Here is an 18313-nt window from a genome sequence, read left to right on the forward strand (position 1 = left end):
ACGTTGTTTGCTTGCTATTCCCCGATAGCTGTCAAACCCCGTCGCCCCCTCACCGACCGTACGCGGCATCGCCTGCGCTTCGGAATCGCGCGCGGCAACTTTCGGTATAACGCGTATGGCACTGCTCCCCGGAAAGTCTCGCAACGACGCATCACGCAAGGTGGAACCCATCCTGCGCGAAGATAAGTCCTCCGTTCAGGCGCTATCGAGAGCGCTCACCGTGCTGGAAATCCTTTCGGAAGATGACGACGGCTACCGGCTCGTCGATCTTGCCGAGCGCAGCGGCCTGCCTGCCCCGACGATTCATCGACTGCTCACAACGCTTCAGCAGCGACGCTTCGTGGCGTTCGAATCGGAAAAGAATCTGTGGAGAATCGGCCCGCAGTGCTTTGCCGTCGGGTCGGCGTTCATGCAGCGCCGCGACATGGTCGCCATCGCAACGCCTATGCTGCGGCGTCTGCGCGATATCGTCGGAGAGACGGTGAATGTCGGAGGACTCGATCAGGACGAAATCCTGCTGTTGCATCAGATCGAGAGCAAGCAGACGATGCGCGCCATCTGTCGTCCGGGGCAGCGCTCACCGCTCGCGAACACCGCCATGGGAAAGTCGATTCTTGCGTGGTTGCCCCCAGAGCGCGTCACGCAATTGGTCCAGCAAGGCCTCCCGCGCCTGACACCGCAATCGATTAATCGTGGCACCGCGCTTCACTCAGCGTTGCGGGAAATTCGCCAGGCCGGATATGCCGTCGACAACGAAGAGGTGGCTATCGGGTTGAGATGCATTGCGGCACCAGTCTTCAACGAGTTCTCGCTGCCCATCGCCGCGATCTCCGTAGTCGGCCCGACGCTTCGCGTCACGCTCGAACGCCTGGACGGTTTGAGCAAATCGGTGATGGTAGCTGCCGCCGAAGTTACGGCCGCCATCGGTGGCCGTCTGCCTGTGGAGGTCAGGGCCATCATTTCCACCCGCATGTCGACGGTCACATGCGGTTGACGGCCCTGCCCCAGACACCGACACCCGATAACGGCAAGCTGACTTAGCGCAAAGGCCAAATACGTGGTGGACGAAATGCACTTTCGTATTGCTCGCCAATGTCGCAAAGCAGCTTGTCGGCACCCACCGGCCCGACGAGCTGAAAGCCGATCGGCATGCCTCGCGCATTGGGTACCGAGGGCAAATTGATCGCCGCGCAACCTGCCATGTTGACGAACCCCGTAAAGATCGCGTGCCCGCGCGGTCCCACCGGCTGATCGTCGATGATGTTTGGGAACGCTTCGCCGGCAGGCCATGGCATCGCGGCAGCAGAGGGAGTCATGATCATGTCATAGGCTTCGTAAAGCTGCGCGAGTGTGGATTTGAGTTCCGCCAGCATTGCCAGTGCCTCGTAGTACTGCTCGGCCCGTAAGCGGCTACCCGCCTCGTACATCGCCTGAATGTCGGTGCCCACGCGACTTCCCGCGCTGAAATGACGCTTCAGCAACCACGTCAGACCGGTCTGGCTGATGGTCGTCCATGCCATTCCGAGCGCGTCGATGTCGAATGGCACCGCCCCGGCTTCGACGCGATGTCCCAGCGACGACAACAGATCTGCGGCCCGTGCCACGCTATCGGCAATCTGACGGTCGACCGGCGATGAACCGAATTCCGGCAAGTAGAGAATTCGACATGGCTTCGGGCGGCCCGCTTCGTAAGCCTCATCGGCGAGGAGCACAGACATCGGATCGCGGAAATGGGGGCGGCCGATGATTTCCATCACCCGGCGGACGTCCGCTACGGTGCGAGCAATGGGGCCGACCACCTCGCAGTCGTGAAGAATGGCGGCAAAGCCATCCGCACGGGCCACCCGGCCCCGCGAGGGTTTCATACCGATAAGTCCCGTATACGACGCAGGCCGGCGAATCGATCCTCCGCCATCCGTCGCGATCGCAATAGGGCAGATGCCTGCGGCGACCGCAGCCACGGCCCCGCCGCTCGAGCCACCCGGCGTCAGATCCAGGTCGAAGGGGTTCCGGGTGAGCCCGAAAATCGCATTGTCCGTATATCCCTGCACGGTGAGTTCGGGGCAATTCGTCTTCCCCACAATAACGGCTCCCGCCGCACGCAAACGCGCCACGCACAACTCATCCTCGCTCGGAACGTAGGTGCTGAAGAGTTCGCTCCCCCACGTCGCACGCATTCCCGCCACGGGGACATTGTCTTTGACGGTCATCGGAACCCCATCCAGCGCGCCTGACGGACAGCCATTGCGCCATCGCTGCGCGCTCGCCTTCGCGGCGACACGCGCGGTATCAAGATCCGTTGTAACCACCGCGTTGATGCGTGGATTGATGTCCTCCATGCGAGCGATGACACTCTCCAGAACGTCGATCGGCGTGTAGTCGCCTCGCCCGAATCCCGTCGCGAGTTCGCTGGCGGAATATGTCCACAACTGATCGTCTTTCGGCAAAGGGATCCCCGACTTAGTGACGAATGATGGCGGCAATCGGCATTTTTCCCGGCGCGCATTGATGCTCCGTCCCGCCCGAAACGAAGATCGCCGGGTCGCTCGTGACCGATCCGATCACTGCCCCTAACGCGGCACGCGCGTGGCGCTCATAGTTGATATCGGCGTCGGTCAGCATCGTGGTTCTCCATCCGCGTATCCGGCCGTCCGGACTCGCGTCGGCCTTTGCGAAGATCGCGGCAACGGCGCCGCGCGGCGCATCGCCAATCAGATCCCGGACCGTGTTCGCATCGATGATGTCCGTCAACACACCATGACGAATCGAGAAATCGCTCGTCGACTGTGGTGAATTGCCGAAAAGGAGGACCTCGCAATTTCTCAACTCCCCGCCCGCCGATGTCGACGCGACCGACGAGTACAGCTCTAGCCGTTTCGCAATCGCTTCGTTCGACACGCCGGAGGCATCCACTTCGTCGAGCGCGACAGCAACCCCCAGCGCGGTTGCACCCCGCGCATACGGCTTCGATGCATTCGCGTCACGGGTGACGATTGGCTGGCCGCGCTTGTCTGCATCGGCGATGAGGGCCGGTGTCAACAACGGTCCTTTGACCTGCACGTAATGGACGTCCCTGGAATCCGAAATGCCGGCCTGAAGCATCGCGCCACGTACCGCTTCCGCAACCAGCTCGACTTGCCTGAGCGTGCCGACTTCCTCGGGCAGAAGATCTCGGGTTACGGCGACACCCAAGACGAGTCGTGCCGCGCCGTTGGAACTCGTAGCGCCACCGTCGTCGATTCGCGTGAAAATGGTTGCGTGCGGCGATAGCACCCCTTCCGTGCCTCCTGACCACACAAAGCAAATCCGGCTCGCGATCGCGTCGCGCGAAACGCCCATTTTGGTCGCAATCAACAGTTGAAACGATTGCGTGGCAAACCCTCGTGTGAAATCGTTAGCGCCGCCATTGCCTTCGGTTTTACCAATGACGGCAACAATCGTGGACGGATCAATATCGCCGCTATCGATCAGTCGTTCCAACGCCGACGTATCGCTCGGCGACATCATGGGGATTTTATGCAGATGGATCTTCATTAGCGGTTCCTAAAAGATCGATATGAATTTCATCGGGTTACGGAATACGGAATACGTCGGATATGCCGCCCCAACCTCTCCCAATGCGACATCAAGGCATCAACGGCGAAGACGGGCGGCCTATCCCTATCTGATGATGGACGATCAATGACGGACAATCGCCGTGCCCAACGCAGCCGGCATGCGCGTTGCACGGCCAAAGAAACACAGGACGGCGAGCGCCATCAGATACGGGGCCATCTGGATCACATACGAACTCGTCGCTAGCCCCCAACCTTGCATGTTGAGACCGACGGCATTGCTCGCGCCGAACAGCAGACAGGCGAGCATGACGGGCACAGGCCGCCAGCGGCCGATCAACACGGCGGCGAGCGCGATGAATCCCCGACCGTTGGTCATCTCGTCGGTGAAGGTGCCCAGTTGATCCAGCGCCAATGCGGCGCCGCCCACACCGGCAAATGCCCCGGCGGCGATGAGCGCCCACGCCCGCACGGCGGCCGGACTGGAGCCGGCAGCGAAAACCGCCGATGGGTTTTCGCCCGTGGCACGAACCAACAACCCGGTTTGTGTGCGTCGCATCAGAAGGTGAAGCAGGAAGGGACAGGCAAAGGCGACATAGGTCAGCAATGTCTGATGGAACAAACCTGGGCCGATGACGGGCAGCTTCGATAAGCCGGGAATCAACACCGGGCCAGGCGTAGGAAGTTGCAGATTCGGCGCACGTCCACCAAAGAGGGCGCGAAGCGCAAAGCTCGTCACACCGGCGACCAGGATATTGACCGATAGCCCCGTAACCATGTGATCGGTTCGGAACCTGCCCGTGACGACGGACATGATCAATCCAATGCTTGCGCCCCCCAAAGCGCTGAACAGAAGGCCGGCCATGTAGTTTCCGCTGAGGTATTCGACAACCGCGCCCGAGAACGCACCCATCAGCATCATGCCTTCCACACAGACGCCGAAGGTTCCGGCGGCCTCGCAAAGTGTCGCGCCAAGCGCGGCGAACATCAGCGGCGTGGCAATGCGAACCGTGGAGGCGATCAGTCCGGCCGCAACGTTCGTGTCGAGAAAGAGGTTCATACGCGCTTATGCCTCCGGTCCAGCCCGCGTGCGCAAAGCACAAACACCATCGTCAGTCCTTGAAGCACATAAACAAGTGACGACGGCACGCCAATGTCTCGCTGCATTGCGAGGGCGCCAGCCTCGACGAAGCCAAAGAACAGCCCCGCCGGAATGACCGCCAGCGGGTCCAGTCCGGCCAGCAGCGCCACAGCGACCCCCTTGAAACCGAAGCCGACGGAAAACCCTTCAATCAGGCGAGATTGCACGCCGAGCACTTCGATCGCCCCCGCGACACCGGCCAATCCACCGGCGATCAACATCGCGACGATGACAACATGTGTCTGCGACACACCCGAGTAGCGAGCGGCAGACGGACTCGCACCGAGCATGCGAGTGCTGAATCCGAAGGGAGTTCGCCACAGCAGGAAGGCTACGGCCATGCAGGCGAAGATCGCCAGCAGAATGCCAATCGTCAGATCGGTATTCGAAATCAGCAGCGGCAAGAACGTACTCTCCGGAACCACCGGGGATTGGGGAAACCCGGCCCCCGGCTCGCCCATCGGGCCGTTGAGCATCTCGCCCACGAGCAGAAGGCCCACGAAATTGAGCATCAGTGTCGAGATGACCTCATTGACGCCCCGCCAAATCCGTAGCGCTGCCGCAAGGAAAGCCCAGAGGGCTCCCCCGATGGCCGCACTCAGCAGTGACATCAGAAGCGGTAACGGGCCGGACAGATCGCCGGTATGCAACGCCGCCCATGTCGCGCAGATCCCGCCGACGGCAATCTGTCCTTCTGCACCGATGCTGATGATGCGGGCGCGGAAACACAAGGCGACGCCGGCAGCCGCGAGGATGTATGGCGCACTCTTGTTCAATGCGAAAGCCACTGCATCGGCCGATCCAAATGCGCCGATCGCCATATGCCCGAATGCGACCGCCGGGTTGTGCCCCGACATCATGATGAAGATAGCCGTCAGGCCGAACGCGAGGAGAACGGCGAGGCTCGCGTCTCTAAGCGCGCGAGCCAGCGTGAGGCGCTGCAAGATACGGTCGATCAGCGGTTCTGGCCGGGTGATTGCCATCGTAGAGTCGTCAGTGCTCATCACGTCAACGACCCCTCCATCGCTGTCGAACGCTCCGGCATCTCGTCCGCCCCGGACATCAGCATGCCGATCTGCGTCAGATCAACCTGCTCGCGAGCGACGACGCCCTTCAATTGCCCTGCACTCAATACACCGATGCGATCTCCCAGCATCAGCACCTCTTCCAACTCAGCCGAAATGTAGATGACGGCCGCGCCGGCATCGCGAAGCGCCAGAATCTGGTCCACGACGAACCTCGTCGCCCCGGGATCGAGGCCCCATGTCGGCTGCATCGCGATCAGTACACGTGGCCCTCGCCCTATCTCTCGGGCCAGCACGATCTTCTGCTGATTGCCGCCGGACAACGCACCGGCAATGCCCTCAGGGCCCGGGCAGGCAATCCGGAACGCCGCGATCTGTTCTTGTGCACGACGTCGAAACGCCTTGCGATTGAGCGTTGCCCCGTTGCTGAATGGCTTTCGGGAGAAATCTCGAATCGCGAGGTTGTCTTCGACCGTCATTGCGGGAATCAGGCTCGTGTGAGCACGATCGACCGGCACATAAGCCATGCCTGCCGCGAGGCGGCCGCGTGCGCCCATATCGGAGATGTCGACGCCGTCGAGCGTGATCGAACCGCTGCGCCGCCGGCGCAGTCCGGCGAGCGCCTCGGCGAGTTCCGTCTGACCGTTTCCATCGATGCCGGCAATCGCCAGAATCTCGCCGCGGCGCAACTCGAAACTCACGTCGTTGATCCGCGGTTGGCCGAGCTTGTCCGCGACGGTGAGTCCGCGAACCTGAAGCACGGTTTCGCGATTGCCAAATTCGGCGCGACGCGTCGGCTCCTCGATATCGCGATCGACCATAAGACGGGCAAGCTCGGATCGATGAGTGTGGGCTACGTCAAACCGGCTCGCCACCCGGCCTGAGCGCAAGACAATGCCCTCGTCGCAGGCTTCCATCACTTCCCCGAGTTTGTGGGTGATGAAAATGACCGACCGCCCCTCCTCCTTGAGCACGTGCATGATCTTGATGAGGCTCTTCACCTCAGGTGCGCTCAGGTTGGAGGTAGGTTCGTCGAGGATAAGCAGATCCGCGCCGCGCAGGATCGCCTTGACGATCTCGACGCGCTGACGCTGGCCAAAAGAGAGGTCCGAGACGAGACTCTCGGGGTCCAGTTCCAGACCGTAGCGGGCACTGGCCTTCCTGACCAATTCCGCCATCTTTGCGCGGCGTAGCCAGCGTCCGGATGCGGGCCATCCGAGCATGACGTTGTCCACGACGGCCATCGACTCGACGAGCATGAAATGCTGATGAATCATGCCGATGCCCACGGCAATCGCATCGCGCGGGTCATGCCCCGCGAGCTCTCGCCCTTTGAATAGAATCACCCCGCTGTCAGGACGGGTGATGCCAAACACCAGCTTCATCAGGGTGCTCTTTCCCGACCCATTTTCGCCAAGCAGTGCAACGATGCGCCCGCGGGGCACCACCAGATCGACGCTGTCATTGGCCACGACAGCGCCAAACCGCTTACATATCTTCTGCAGCTCGAGAATGGGCCGCAACGGCGGGTTGCCCGCCGTGCTCTGCACGCTCGTCATCGTTACAGTCCGCCGCGCGCGTCTTGCGGTGTCACGGTGACCTTCAGATTGCCGGAAGCGAACTTTTTCTCGACGTCGTCCAGCTCCTGCGAGATAGCGACCGGTACCACGGGGTTGAACTGCTGCCCCGGTTGGTAGGCGAGTTGCGCGCCCGTGCTTCCTTGACTATTCAGGCCGTACAAGCGATATTCCCCGCCCTTCGGGCCGTGCGCTGCCGAATCGGCAACGGCGGCGTACATATCGCCCCATTGCTCGACGATATTCGTCAGCACATTCTTCGGTGCGAGCGCCGTGTCAGCCACCGAACGGCCGGCGGCGTAGACATTTTTCTCCTTCGCCGCGGCAATGATCCCGGACTGACCCGCATTCAACTTGCCAGTGACAAAGTCGGCTCCCCACGCGATCAGCGACAGTGCAGCTTCCTTGGCCGCGCCGGCGTCCTCCATATCCTGGATATAGATCACCTTGACCTGAATGTCCGGCCGCACGCTCTTTGCCCCTTTACGGAATGCACCGACCTGAGCGACCACATTAGGCAGGCCCTCAAGGCCGTTCACCGACCCGATCTTGCCGGTCTTGCTCATTCGTGCCGCCAGCACTCCTTCCAGATAGCCGAACTGTGTGTTGTCGAAGTCGACCGAAGCCACGTTCTTGCCAGACCCGGCCGAGCCGGAGCCCACGACGAACAACGTCTTTGGAAAGCGCGGGCCGACGGCTTGCGCCGCCGACTGAAAGCGCCCGGTATGACCGATGACCAGGCGATAGCCCTGACGTGCGTAGTCGCGCATGGCCTGTGCCATGTCCGCAGGCTGGACGTTCTCCGAGTAAGCGACGTCCCAACCCATGGCCTTGAGTTGCTTCACCCCCGCGTAACCCTGTGCGTTCCAGCTCTGGTCGTTGATGCTGCCGGGCAACAGAATCGCAGCCTTCTCTGCAGCAAACGCCGAAGCGGAAACCACGGCCATCCCGGCAAGCCCCAGGACGAACGCCTGCCTCAAACGTCGGGCGATGCTTTTACAGGAACGCACTTCATTTTGTGTATTGAACATAGCGATGTACCGTGTGTGGTGAATTTGACGGTTTTCGAGCGCACTTTGATTGCGACCCAGGCACCCGACAGGGCCAATATAAGTCGCTAAAAATTCGTCGCGGGACGTCATTTCACCGAGCGGAAGCACGCCAACAACTTCAATAAAAATCAATTACTTACATTGTTTCCCCGATGAAATCTCCGTTCACCGGGACGCCACTGGAAAAGTAATACGGCGAAAATGGGGAAGGTCGCGCTCGGCTTGACGGTTGGGTACCTCAGGCCCAACGACCATTCCGTCCCGGCCACCGAGCGACGGCGCGCCTGCATCGCACTCGCCAGACGGCGCGTGTCGATCCAGCATCCGGCATCAGGTGCCTCACGCCCCCCGGCTGACGGCCTGCGCCGACACGACATGCCGTGCGAGACCGAGCGCCGCCGCGTCGATGCCCAGCGCCAGGCCGACAAGTTGCGGCAAATGCAGCACGGGGAGGTCCAGCGTGGTACCCAGATCGCGCGCCATGTCGTCCTGATAGGTGTCGAGCACCGTATGGCACAAAGGGCACGGCGTCACCATGGCGTGCGCACCGGCCGCTTTCGCCGACGCGACGTGTCGACCACTGAGTTTGATGGGAATGACATCGCTTTGCGCGGAACAATGGAAACCGCAGCACGACGTCCTGCCGGAATATTCGACGGTCGTGCAGCCCAGGATCTGCGCCAGCGTCTCGATTGACCTGACGCTCTGCGCCTCCATGCCCCCGACGACGGACGGTGGCCGAACGATGTGACAGCCATAGAACGCTGCGATCCGGTGCGACGACAGCGGCACCTTCACGAGCGAACGCAAGCGCGCCTGCCCGACCTCCTCAAGCAGATACCACAAAAGATGCATCACGCGTGCCGTCCCGGAGTAAACAAGGCCTTCCTCGGCAAGCTGGCTATTCACGCGAGCGCGCAAGTCTGAATCATTGTCCACACGTTGCTTGGCTTCGATCAGGTTCAACGTACAGGTATTGCAGATCGTCATGAGATCGAGGCCTTTCACCTCAGCCAGTGCAATGATGCGAACGTTCAGCGCAACGAAGCGCGCTGCATCGGCCGCACGAATCTCGCGACTCCCGGTGCAAGTCGCCGAACTTAGCGTTTCCAGTTCGACACCCAGTCGTTCAGCCACGGCGTGCGTTGCCACCAACAACTCACTACAGGTAGTGCGTGCGCTGCAACCGGGGTAGAAAGCAATTCGCATGGTCATGCCTCGTCGAAAGAAATCTATCGGAAAAAAATGCGCCGGATCGTCTTGATGCCGGGCACCGGCCGACGCAACAACGCGGCCAACGGATTGACCTTGCCCCGCAGCATCAGCTTGAGCGTGCGCCCGGGCCGTTGCAGCACCGCGCGCCATCCACGCGTGCCCAGAACGAGCAGCATGGGCTCGATCCGCCCCCGACGCGCCACGATGTCCATGAACGTGCGCGCATGCGGTGACGCCTCGCGCGCCCGCTCGTAAGCGAGCTGCTTGAGCGGTTCGATGGCGGCACTCACGATCGGAATGGCCGCCGGACAGACAGCTTCGCACTGATAACAAGACACGCAATGGTGAACTTGCGCCTCGTCCAGAATGGCTTGCAGACGCGGGCCCTCGTCGCGCGCGTCCAGGGCGACACGGGCCAGATGCACGAGCGGCGCAGGCCCCGCGAACGCGATATCGTCGGGAAAATCGAGCACAGGACACGCCGAATAGCAGGCGAGACAACTCAGACAGTCCATCGTCGCGCGTAACGTCGCGGCGTTTGCTGCGTCGATCGCTTCCGGGAACCCGGCGTAAGGACGTGAACGCTGAAGCCAGGTTTGCAGCGACACCAGCTTCGCTTCGGCAGGCGAGCGGTCGACCGCGAGATCGCGGATGCGAGGCAGATGGCGAAGCGGCTCGAGATGCATCTCCGCTTCGGCCGCCTCCCAACACATCAGCACCTCCCGCCCATTGACCCGTGCGGCGCAGGTCCCACATTTTTTCGTGCCGCAATACCACCGGTAACCGATGTCAACCGCGAGCGTTTCCTGCACGTAGTTCAGCGCATCGATGATGCGCATGTGCGGCACGTGCGGCACCACGTAGGTCTCCACATATGGCGCTGCATCCGTTTCCGGATCGAAACGCGAGATGTGCAAGGTCACCGCCGCTAACTCACTGGCGGCATCTCCCCGAAATTGCCTGACGTCCGAATGCATGTGTCCCCTCCGCGCAAATGTTTTATTGACGACGAATCTTTAGCGTCGAAATTTCCCGCGGGTCACCACGGCACACTGAAATAGGCTTGCCGATCGAATCCCGGCGCGATAGCCCCCTCTGGATATCGCTCCTGCCTGAACCGGTAGTCGCTGCCGTCGCGAGCGATGATGTTCTTGCACTGCCATACGGTGTTGTCAACGTAGGGAAAATCAGTGCGATAGAAGCTGCCCCGGCTCTCCTCACGCCGCAACGCGCTTTGCAATGTGGCTTCGCACACATCGATCAGGTTATGAACGTCGAGGGCGTCGATCCATGCGGTGTTGAAGCGCCGCGATGCACTCGGTGGCTTCATACGCGGCAGGTCCCGCGCGCGCAATCCAGCAAGCCGCGTCAGACCCTCGCGCATCGCTGCCCCGTGCTTGATAATTCCGTAGGCCTCGTCCATCACATCCCAAATGCATGTCTTGATGTACATGGGCGACGGACACTGCCGACCGTCACCACTGTCTGCCCCCGCCCCTACACGAAGCGCCTCCACCCGCAGCGCCTCCTCCCGAATCTGCTGCGCCGTGTGATCGTCGTGACGATGGCGCTCGGACAGACTCCCCGCAATTGACTCCGCCGCGAGCCCCCCGTCATAAATCGCGACCGCCAGACTTCCCGTCACATGAGCCCCGACACCGCCAGCCACCCACAAGCCGGCCACACTGGTGCGCATCGAGTGCGGGTCCGACTCTATGCCGCCCTGCCGGTAATGCATCGTGGTGCGCGCTTCGACCTTGTCCCGAGTGATGTCGAGTCCCAGCTTCTCGAACGCCGAACCGGCGTACTGGTAGCGACGCAGCACCTGCGCGTCGACATGGCTGTATGACGTGTAGTAGTTGCCGCTGAAGCGAGCCTTTCCCGCAAGCACTTGTTGCGTGAGCCGCTTGACCTGGAGCGAATACGGCGCCAGTGCGGCAGGTGCGTCGCGCGACTGCTCGAAGAAGCATTCGCCCTGCGCGTTGTACATGCGTGAGCTCTGGTCGGTCCCCACCAGCGGATTCGGATAGATATGCAGACGCTGCCATGTGGGCGGATTCGCAAAGTCGCTGATGTGCCAGAACTGCATTTCCAGATTGGTCATCTCCGCGCCAGCGCGCAGGGCTAGCGCAATGCCGTCACCAGTTTGCTCACGCGTGCCCGTGGAGCGACGCACCAACCGGTCGGCGTGCCCCGTCGCCATGACAACCGCCTTTGCGTACACCGCAAACATCTCGCCGTGCACATAGTCCATCGCGGTCAGGCCGCAGACGTCACCGTTTGCGCTGCGCAAGAGCGCCGTCACGACACACTCCTCGTGCATCGGAATGCCTCTGGCTTGCAGTTGCTTGCGCCGGATATCCATCAGAAGAATGCCGGTCTGCCCTTGCATGGGAGCGACCGCCCAGCGCACGGGAGAATGGCTCATCGCGATGCCGCCGTCGGCGTCGCGCGTGAAAAGCAATCCCAGCGATTCCATCTCCGGATAGAAAACGTTCTCGATCCAGCGACCAGCCGCTGCCAGATACGACTGATCCACCAGGAAATGGCTGTAGTACTTGGCGAAGAATTCCAGGGAACTCGAGGCATTCTGCTCGGTGCCTCCGAGCATCTTCGAGCCGACGATCACGGCACCCGCCATGATCGATGCGCCGCTCTTGCCGACCAGTCCCTTGGAGATCAACATGGGCTTCAGGCCCAGATCGTGCAGACGCAAGGCGGCGTAGGTGCCCGCACCGCCTCCACCAACGACCACGACATCACAATGGATTACCTTCATCGCAGCAGTGCCCTCCTCGGGCGGGTTGTGGGTCTGTGAGACGGTTGAATGCCATGGGTTCATTGTGGGCAGCGCACCGGGCTCCGATGCAGCCATCGGGACACGCCATCCAGCAAATCAGCCAAAGTGGCCGACGGGCTGCGCGGTCAAACCGGGCAAGCGGGAAAGACAGGCGAATGGATCGGAAGCGGCACGTGCCATCCGAGTGAAATTTTGTCCGCTTTGCGATATGTGTTGTCCCGTGCGCGGTGTGCGCAGGGCGAGAGAGGCGCTAAGGTGACTTGGGCCGTCAGACAAAAAAACGATCATCAGCCATCAGGAGACATACCATGGATGCGACCCTGCAAACCGTCGCCCGCAACGAGCGCGGTTCACCCGCAAAGTCGGTCATCTTGGGCGCGGGCATCGGCAACGCGCTGGAGTGGTACGACTTTGCCTCGTTCGCACTCTTTTCCCGCTACTTCTCGACACAGTTCTTCCACACCGAAGATCCGACCGCCGCCTTTCTGTCGACGCTTGCCGTCTTTGCCGTCGGTTTTTTGTTGCGCCCTATCGGCGGGATCTATTTCGGCTGGCTTTCCGATCGCCGCGGCCGCCGTAGTGCGATGGTGACCTCGATGGCCCTCACAGCGGCGGGTTGCCTCGTCATTGCGGTCTCGCCCACGTATGCGTCAATCGGGTTGATGGCTCCGGTGCTGCTCGTGTTCGGACGCTTGTTGCAGGGCTTCGGTCTCGGCGGTGAGATCGGCGCATCGTTTACCTTCCTCGTGGAGAGCGCCCCCGTCCACCGCCGTGGCCTGTGGTCGAGCAGCATGTTCATCGCCATTACCGGCGGCTCGCTGCTCGCCACCGCTGTCGGATTGGTATTGACACAAGTGTTCTCGACCGACGAGATGACGCGTTACGGCTGGCGTATCCCGTTCTTCTTCGGCACCGCCCTTGGGGTATACGCGCTGTTTCTGCGCAGCAGCCTCAAAGAAACGCCGGCATTCGAACGGGGACAAAACGAAGCGTGCACCGATGCTGCCCCACAACCGATAGCGCAGGCGATCTGGGAACACCGCGCCTCTGTACTGAGGATCATCGCGCTCACGGCAGGGCCGACGTTGACGTTCAATACGTGGATGTCCGGCGCGATCACGTTCGCCACGCATTTCAAAGGCGTCGATGCGCGAGACGGGCTTCTGGCGCTATGCATCGGCTGTCTGGTGTACATGGCGGTACAGCCGGTCTGGGGCGCGCTCTCGGACCGCATCGGCCGCAAGCCCAACCTGCTGATGGGAGCGGGCGGATCGGCGCTGGTCATCGTGCCGTTACTCATGCTTATCGATGCGTCCTTCGTGCGGCTGACGCTGGCGATCTGTGCCGGTCTCGCGGTCCTTGCGGCCTGGACTGCCATCGCGCCGGCGGTCTACGCGGAGTTGTTCCCCACGCGCATCCGCGCCAGTGGCGTGGCCATTCCCTACTCGCTGACCGTGGCGATTTTCGGCGGCACTGCCCCCTATTTACAGAACTGGCTGGCCGATCACGGGCATTTGGGGTGGTTCGCCGCCTATCTGATTGCGCTGAATCTGTTAACCGTTCTCGCCGTCATCTGGATGCCGGAAACGCGTGGTCGTGCGCTGGAATAAGGCGCTCGCATGAGAACCTGGTGCCGCGGCGTGGCATGGGAAATCGCTCCGAACGCCGCCCTCTGGCCATCGCGGGGCGGCTTGCCCCGCTTCCCCACCCGAGTTAACCCCCATGTCGTGCATTTGAGGTTGAGGAAAGAATGGAACGGGCATTTCTTTCCCTTAGCGCCAGGGGGCACGTCATGCAAACCCGAATCATCACCGCACAGGATGTGGAATTTTTCGAGTCGCGAATCTCGCCCGCCCCCATGGTCGGGCTGGCTTTCGCGTTTCCGTCGGGCGGCGGTGTCGAACCGCACGTCCATCCCTACGGGCAGGTGCTGTTCGGCGGCGAAGGCATCATGTGCGTCGACACGCCGCGCGGCACTTGGGTCGTGCCTCCACAGCGCGCTGTCTGGATTCCGCCGATGACACTGCACGCGGTGCGACTGCGCGCCTCGTTCGGCATGCACAACTTGCTGATTTCGCCGCACGCCGTGGCAGACCTGCCCAAGACCTGCGAGCCGCTCGTCGTCTCCAATCTCATGCGCGAACTCATTCTGCGTGCGGCAAGCACCGAGGCGCCGCTGCAGCGCAAGCGCCATGTCGACAAATTCTTCGAGATCATTCTCGACGAGTTCGAATTCAGCGATGAGATGCCGCTTTCGCTCGAAATCCCACGTGAGCGACGCCTCGCGCGTCTGTGTACCGAGTTCTTGCGCGAACCCTCCGACAACCGGACGCTGCAGGAATGGGGCGAGCACGTGGGGGCCAGTGCTCGCACCCTGTCGCGGCTCTTCACCCGCGAACTGAATCTCACCTTCGACGAATGGCGGCGCCATGTGCGCCTGCAAGAGGCGCTCTACCGCCTCGCCGAAGGCAGGGCCGTCTCCGCAGTTGCCAACGAACTGGGATACGAAAGCACGACAGGCTTCATCGAAATGTTCCGTAAATCCCTGGGACGCACGCCAGGCCAGTACTTCGCCTGAGGCGGCGCCTTAGCCCTAGGCCGAAATACGGCGATGAGACTTGTCATCGCCCGGTTGCAAAATTCACCCCGCTAGAAGACAGCGCTTGGCAAGCGGGCTTCTCGGGTCTTGAGTGCTGTCGCTCTCCCTCACCAACGGCGCTCTCCCGGGCTGCCTTGACACGCCCCGGCAACGCAATTCATGCATATGAGGTTCGACGAGACTTCGGCTATTCGTCCGGCAATATCTGAATGGCCGATGCTGGCCGATTGCCAATATGGATGCATGTCATACGGTCAAGAATCATTGCGTTGGCGCTGCCTTGGCGCCCCGATGGTTCCGCATGCAGCACTCGGTAGTCGTGACGCCTATATGAGCGAGTGGCTTGCGTGCGGTGCGTATGTCACCAACGTCTGCGGCTTTGTCCGTACCCGCTTTCGCTTACGGAGATTTTCCAAAGAAAATAAGGTAATCACTGCGAAGAGAATGTGCATAAGTGTGCGACAAATTGTCGCCTTTGTGACAGATCTCACTCCTAGTAGCCTCAGGGGCTCAATAAAAAGGTCCCCGAGGATTGAGTGGAAAAGTCCAGAACACATGCTTCGGCAGCGCTGATTGCCGTGCAATCGACGGTGGCGTGCTCGCTAGCTGCGGGCTGCATCGGTATGGCGATGGCTGACGAGGCGGTACAACTCGCGCCGACCGAAGTCAGTGCAGCGCGCGACAACGGCTACGTCGTGGAATCGAGTAGCGCGGCGACGCGAACCGATACCCCTATCGAGAACATCCCGCAATCGATCATCACAGTGCCGCGAGCGATGATCGACGATCAGGGATCCAAGACGGTCTCGGATGCGTTGCGCAACGTCAGCAATGTGAATGCCATCGATTCGCGCGACGCCAACAACACGGTGTTCAATATTCGTGGATTTCACTCCGGCACAGTGGTCGACGGCGTCGCAATGAAAGGCAACTTTACGGATCAAGAGAGCCTTGTCAACGTAGACCGCATCGATGTCATCAAAGGCCCGGCGGGGGCGCTTTTTGGCTCTCAGGGCGTGGGTGCCTACGACACGGCCGGGGGCACTATCGCCATCACCACACTGGAGCCGACAACATTGGAGACCGTGCGGAAGATTGGCTTTAAAGCCGGTTCCTACGGCGAAAGGGGCATTGACTTCGATATCAACCAGCCCTTGAATTCCGCATGGGCGTTCCGGGTTACAGGAGAGGCGTCGAACAGCGACAGTGAAACGGATCGCGTCTTCTTTAGAAAGCGGGCGCTGTTTCCGAGTCTGTCTTGGACCCCGAACGCCGATACCAAAGTCGTGCTCAGGGCACGCTATCTCGATACCACTACGCTCGACTACAGCGGTCTGCCGGTGAGCGGCACGCTGAATACGTCGATCTTCACGCTGCCAAGGCAGACCAATATTGCGGCCGTTGGGCTGCCGAATACGACCAACACGTCGAAGGGACTCAATTTGCAATGGACCCAGCGACTGACGGACGGCTGGAGCTTCTCGCTGTTGAGCGCTTACAACGAAGTGCGGCTCGATCAGCGAGGGACCTGGCTTGTGGATTCGGAAAGCCCGATGGGCTGTGGTGACTTCGGAAGTGCTACACCGTACAACAACACCATGTGCGGCGTGCGAATGTGGGCACGTCTGAAGACCACCACACTCTCGCCAAGCCTCACTGGCAAGTTCACGACAGGTGCGTTGAAGCACACGTTGAATCTCGGGGTGGATTACGAGTACACGCGTGACGACGAATTCATGGCCTATTCGAACATGCTCGGGCCTGTCTCGTATGACAACGTGAATCTGACTAATCCAGTGTATCCGGCCTGGTCGGAGCCCGTTGCCCCGTCAACGCCGGATCAGCAGAACCGTTACATCTCGACGGTTGCCTATTTGCAAGATCAGATCGACGTAGGCCGCTGGCACTTCCTGGGTAGCGTCCGTTATTCCGACATCAGAATTACCGACAACAACTACGCTTACGGCATCTACAACGTCAGCAGCAATTCGAAGGTCTCACCGCGCGTTGGCGCCGTCTACGAAATCACGTCGAAGATATCGGCGTTTGCAGGTTACGGCGAAGACATCAGAGTGCCAGCGTTCTATCTGTTCGCGTCGCCCCCCAAGCCGGAGGAGTACAGCCAGAAGGAAATTGGGCTTCGTCTCAAGGATCTTGCCGGGATCACCGCGACCGTGGCCCTCTTCGACCTGAACCGCAAAAACGTTGCCGTGGCCGATCCGGCCAACGCGGGTTATTACATTCAGGCGGGCAAGCAGCGCTCGCGAGGCATTGATATCGATGTGCGGTGGCAGGCTACGCCATCGTGGACCTGGATTGCTGCCTACGCTCAGCAGACCGCCGAAATCGAGGACGATGGCAACGCCGCATTGGTCGGCAAACAGTTGTTTAACGTGCCGAAGCAAACGCTTCGACTGGCCACGCGTTACGATTTTCGCACCGGGGTGCTCGCCGGACTCGGGCTGGGTCTCGGCATGACGTTCAACTCGGAGCTCCCGGGCAACTCGACTAACACGTTCTTTACACCGGCAACCACGGTATGGGACGCGCAAGCGTCCTACACCATCGGAAAGGCGCGCTACGGGCTGAACATCTTCAATCTGACGAACAAGAAGTACTTCGTGCCCTCCAACTACTTCCTCGGCGGCCAGGTCATTCCAGCGCTGCCGAGAACGGTGACGGTTACCGCCGCATTTTCGTTCTGACGGTTGAGTCGCTGCGCAAAGGACAGTTCGGCAGAGGTGAAGGCATAGTACGACTTCCCCCCCTCCCCGTCTACCACACCACCCGCCGCTATTGCGAAGCCCGCAATAGCGGCATGACGAACATCTCGAGACGTTCGGCGGTCCACGCGGGCGGTGCCGGATTGTCCCACCCGTTGTGCGCCAACCAGCGCGCACGATCAATAGCGAAGTTCACCGGAATACGCGTGATTCGCCCGTCCCCACCGGGCGTACGCACTGCCCGGAAACCCCAACGGAAAGCTCAGGCTCGCGGCCATTGTTCGCACCGGGTTGCCGAGAAAGTGAGAATGACGACCTGACTGCGCAGCGCTTGCGTTACGATCTCACGTCCGCCCAGCGCGCGTGGCATCAGTGGTAGCGCGGCTTGCCCCACCGTCAGGCTGTTTGCGTGCACCTGTGCCCCCCATTCCGATCACCCACCGCCCGCGGCGAGCCCTCCTGCCGCTTGCAATGAGCAACGTCGCGGCAACGAGGTGTAGTCCGAGCGACAACTGAAGTCCGAAGTCAAAACTGCTGCTTTGCGTCGTGCGGCCGGGCGAACTACGCCGGAACCAGAGACGCTGGCAAAATTCGCTGCGATTTTTTTCACACGAAATGGCGAACCAT

At 61.1% G+C, this 18313-nt stretch carries 13 protein-coding genes; 4 read left to right on the forward strand and 9 right to left on the reverse strand.

Translation table 11 applies throughout. From position 1 onward, the window contains the following. Positions 1-115: 115 nt before the first annotated feature. A complete protein-coding gene (locus PBR20603_RS06835; RefSeq protein ID WP_150558760.1) occupies positions 116-994 on the forward strand; it encodes an IclR family transcriptional regulator in 879 nt (292 codons plus the stop codon). 43 nt (positions 995-1037) lie between these two features. On the opposite strand, the gene PBR20603_RS06840 is transcribed toward PBR20603_RS06835, so the two are convergent. From PBR20603_RS06840 to PBR20603_RS06880, 9 genes are all read right to left on the reverse strand, one after another. After that, on the reverse strand, positions 1038-2447 hold the full coding sequence (locus PBR20603_RS06840; protein WP_246174432.1) for an amidase: 1410 nt from the start codon (positions 2445-2447) through the stop codon (positions 1038-1040). 13 nt (positions 2448-2460) lie between these two features. Continuing rightward, positions 2461-3534, reverse strand: coding sequence for a cyanuric acid amidohydrolase (gene atzD, locus PBR20603_RS06845; protein ID WP_150558761.1), 1074 nt, complete (start codon positions 3532-3534; stop codon positions 2461-2463). A gap of 144 nt (positions 3535-3678) precedes the next feature. Next, positions 3679-4614 (reverse strand): ABC transporter permease, encoded by a 936-nt coding sequence (locus tag PBR20603_RS06850; RefSeq protein WP_150558762.1) that lies wholly within the window; start codon positions 4612-4614, stop codon positions 3679-3681. Beyond that, positions 4611-5678: an ABC transporter permease gene (locus tag PBR20603_RS06855; protein WP_174977807.1), complete on the reverse strand. Its 1068-nt coding sequence runs from the start codon at positions 5676-5678 to the stop codon at positions 4611-4613. The genes PBR20603_RS06850 and PBR20603_RS06855 overlap by 4 nt, the downstream gene beginning before the upstream one ends. Positions 5679-5698: 20 nt before the next feature. Continuing rightward, a complete protein-coding gene (locus tag PBR20603_RS06860) occupies positions 5699-7279 on the reverse strand; it encodes an ABC transporter ATP-binding protein (protein ID WP_150558764.1) in 1581 nt (526 codons plus the stop codon). A gap of 2 nt (positions 7280-7281) precedes the next feature. After that, complete coding sequence (locus PBR20603_RS06865; RefSeq protein ID WP_174977808.1) at positions 7282-8238, reverse strand: BMP family protein; 957 nt, start codon at positions 8236-8238, stop codon at positions 7282-7284. A gap of 450 nt (positions 8239-8688) precedes the next feature. Next, positions 8689-9558 carry a CoB--CoM heterodisulfide reductase iron-sulfur subunit B family protein gene (locus PBR20603_RS06870; RefSeq protein ID WP_174977809.1) on the reverse strand — a complete coding sequence of 290 codons (870 nt, stop codon included), beginning with the start codon at positions 9556-9558 and terminating at the stop codon, positions 8689-8691. Positions 9559-9581: 23 nt separating this feature from the next. Then, positions 9582-10541: a succinate dehydrogenase/fumarate reductase iron-sulfur subunit gene (locus tag PBR20603_RS06875; RefSeq protein ID WP_150558767.1), complete on the reverse strand. Its 960-nt coding sequence runs from the start codon at positions 10539-10541 to the stop codon at positions 9582-9584. A gap of 62 nt (positions 10542-10603) precedes the next feature. After that, a complete protein-coding gene (locus tag PBR20603_RS06880; RefSeq protein ID WP_174977810.1) occupies positions 10604-12343 on the reverse strand; it encodes an FAD-binding protein in 1740 nt (579 codons plus the stop codon). A gap of 329 nt (positions 12344-12672) precedes the next feature. Here PBR20603_RS06880 and PBR20603_RS06885 point away from each other — a divergent pair, with 329 nt between their 5' ends. The 3 genes from PBR20603_RS06885 (at position 12673) to PBR20603_RS06900 (ending at position 17668) form a co-directional block, all read left to right on the forward strand. After that, positions 12673-13974: an MFS transporter gene (locus tag PBR20603_RS06885; protein ID WP_150558769.1), complete on the forward strand. Its 1302-nt coding sequence runs from the start codon at positions 12673-12675 to the stop codon at positions 13972-13974. A gap of 182 nt (positions 13975-14156) precedes the next feature. Beyond that, complete coding sequence (locus PBR20603_RS06890) at positions 14157-14942, forward strand: AraC family transcriptional regulator (protein WP_174977811.1); 786 nt, start codon at positions 14157-14159, stop codon at positions 14940-14942. 557 nt (positions 14943-15499) lie between these two features. Beyond that, entirely contained in the window at positions 15500-17668 is a 2169-nt protein-coding gene (locus PBR20603_RS06900; protein ID WP_150558771.1) for a TonB-dependent siderophore receptor, read from the forward strand. Positions 17669-18313 lie beyond the last annotated feature (645 nt).

The sequence above is a fragment of the Pandoraea bronchicola genome, assembly GCF_902459805.1.
Lineage (GTDB): Bacteria > Pseudomonadota > Gammaproteobacteria > Burkholderiales > Burkholderiaceae > Pandoraea > Pandoraea bronchicola.

What these genes read in the sequence shown, in the direction of transcription:
- PBR20603_RS06890 (WP_174977811.1), top strand. Translation starts at nt 14,157, where the DNA reads ATGCAAACCCGAATCATCACCGCACAGGATGTGGAATTTTTCGAGTCG.
- PBR20603_RS06860 (WP_150558764.1), bottom strand. Translation starts at nt 7,279, where the DNA reads ATGACGAGCGTGCAGAGCACGGCGGGCAACCCGCCGTTGCGGCCCATT.
- PBR20603_RS06875 (WP_150558767.1), bottom strand. Translation starts at nt 10,541, where the DNA reads ATGCATTCGGACGTCAGGCAATTTCGGGGAGATGCCGCCAGTGAGTTA.
- PBR20603_RS06855 (WP_174977807.1), bottom strand. Translation starts at nt 5,678, where the DNA reads ATGGCAATCACCCGGCCAGAACCGCTGATCGACCGTATCTTGCAGCGC.
- PBR20603_RS06885 (WP_150558769.1), top strand. Translation starts at nt 12,673, where the DNA reads ATGGATGCGACCCTGCAAACCGTCGCCCGCAACGAGCGCGGTTCACCC.
- PBR20603_RS06835 (WP_150558760.1), top strand. Translation starts at nt 116, where the DNA reads ATGGCACTGCTCCCCGGAAAGTCTCGCAACGACGCATCACGCAAGGTG.
- atzD (WP_150558761.1), bottom strand. Translation starts at nt 3,534, where the DNA reads ATGAAGATCCATCTGCATAAAATCCCCATGATGTCGCCGAGCGATACG.
- PBR20603_RS06870 (WP_174977809.1), bottom strand. Translation starts at nt 9,558, where the DNA reads ATGCGAATTGCTTTCTACCCCGGTTGCAGCGCACGCACTACCTGTAGT.
- PBR20603_RS06850 (WP_150558762.1), bottom strand. Translation starts at nt 4,614, where the DNA reads ATGAACCTCTTTCTCGACACGAACGTTGCGGCCGGACTGATCGCCTCC.
- PBR20603_RS06880 (WP_174977810.1), bottom strand. Translation starts at nt 12,343, where the DNA reads ATGAAGGTAATCCATTGTGATGTCGTGGTCGTTGGTGGAGGCGGTGCG.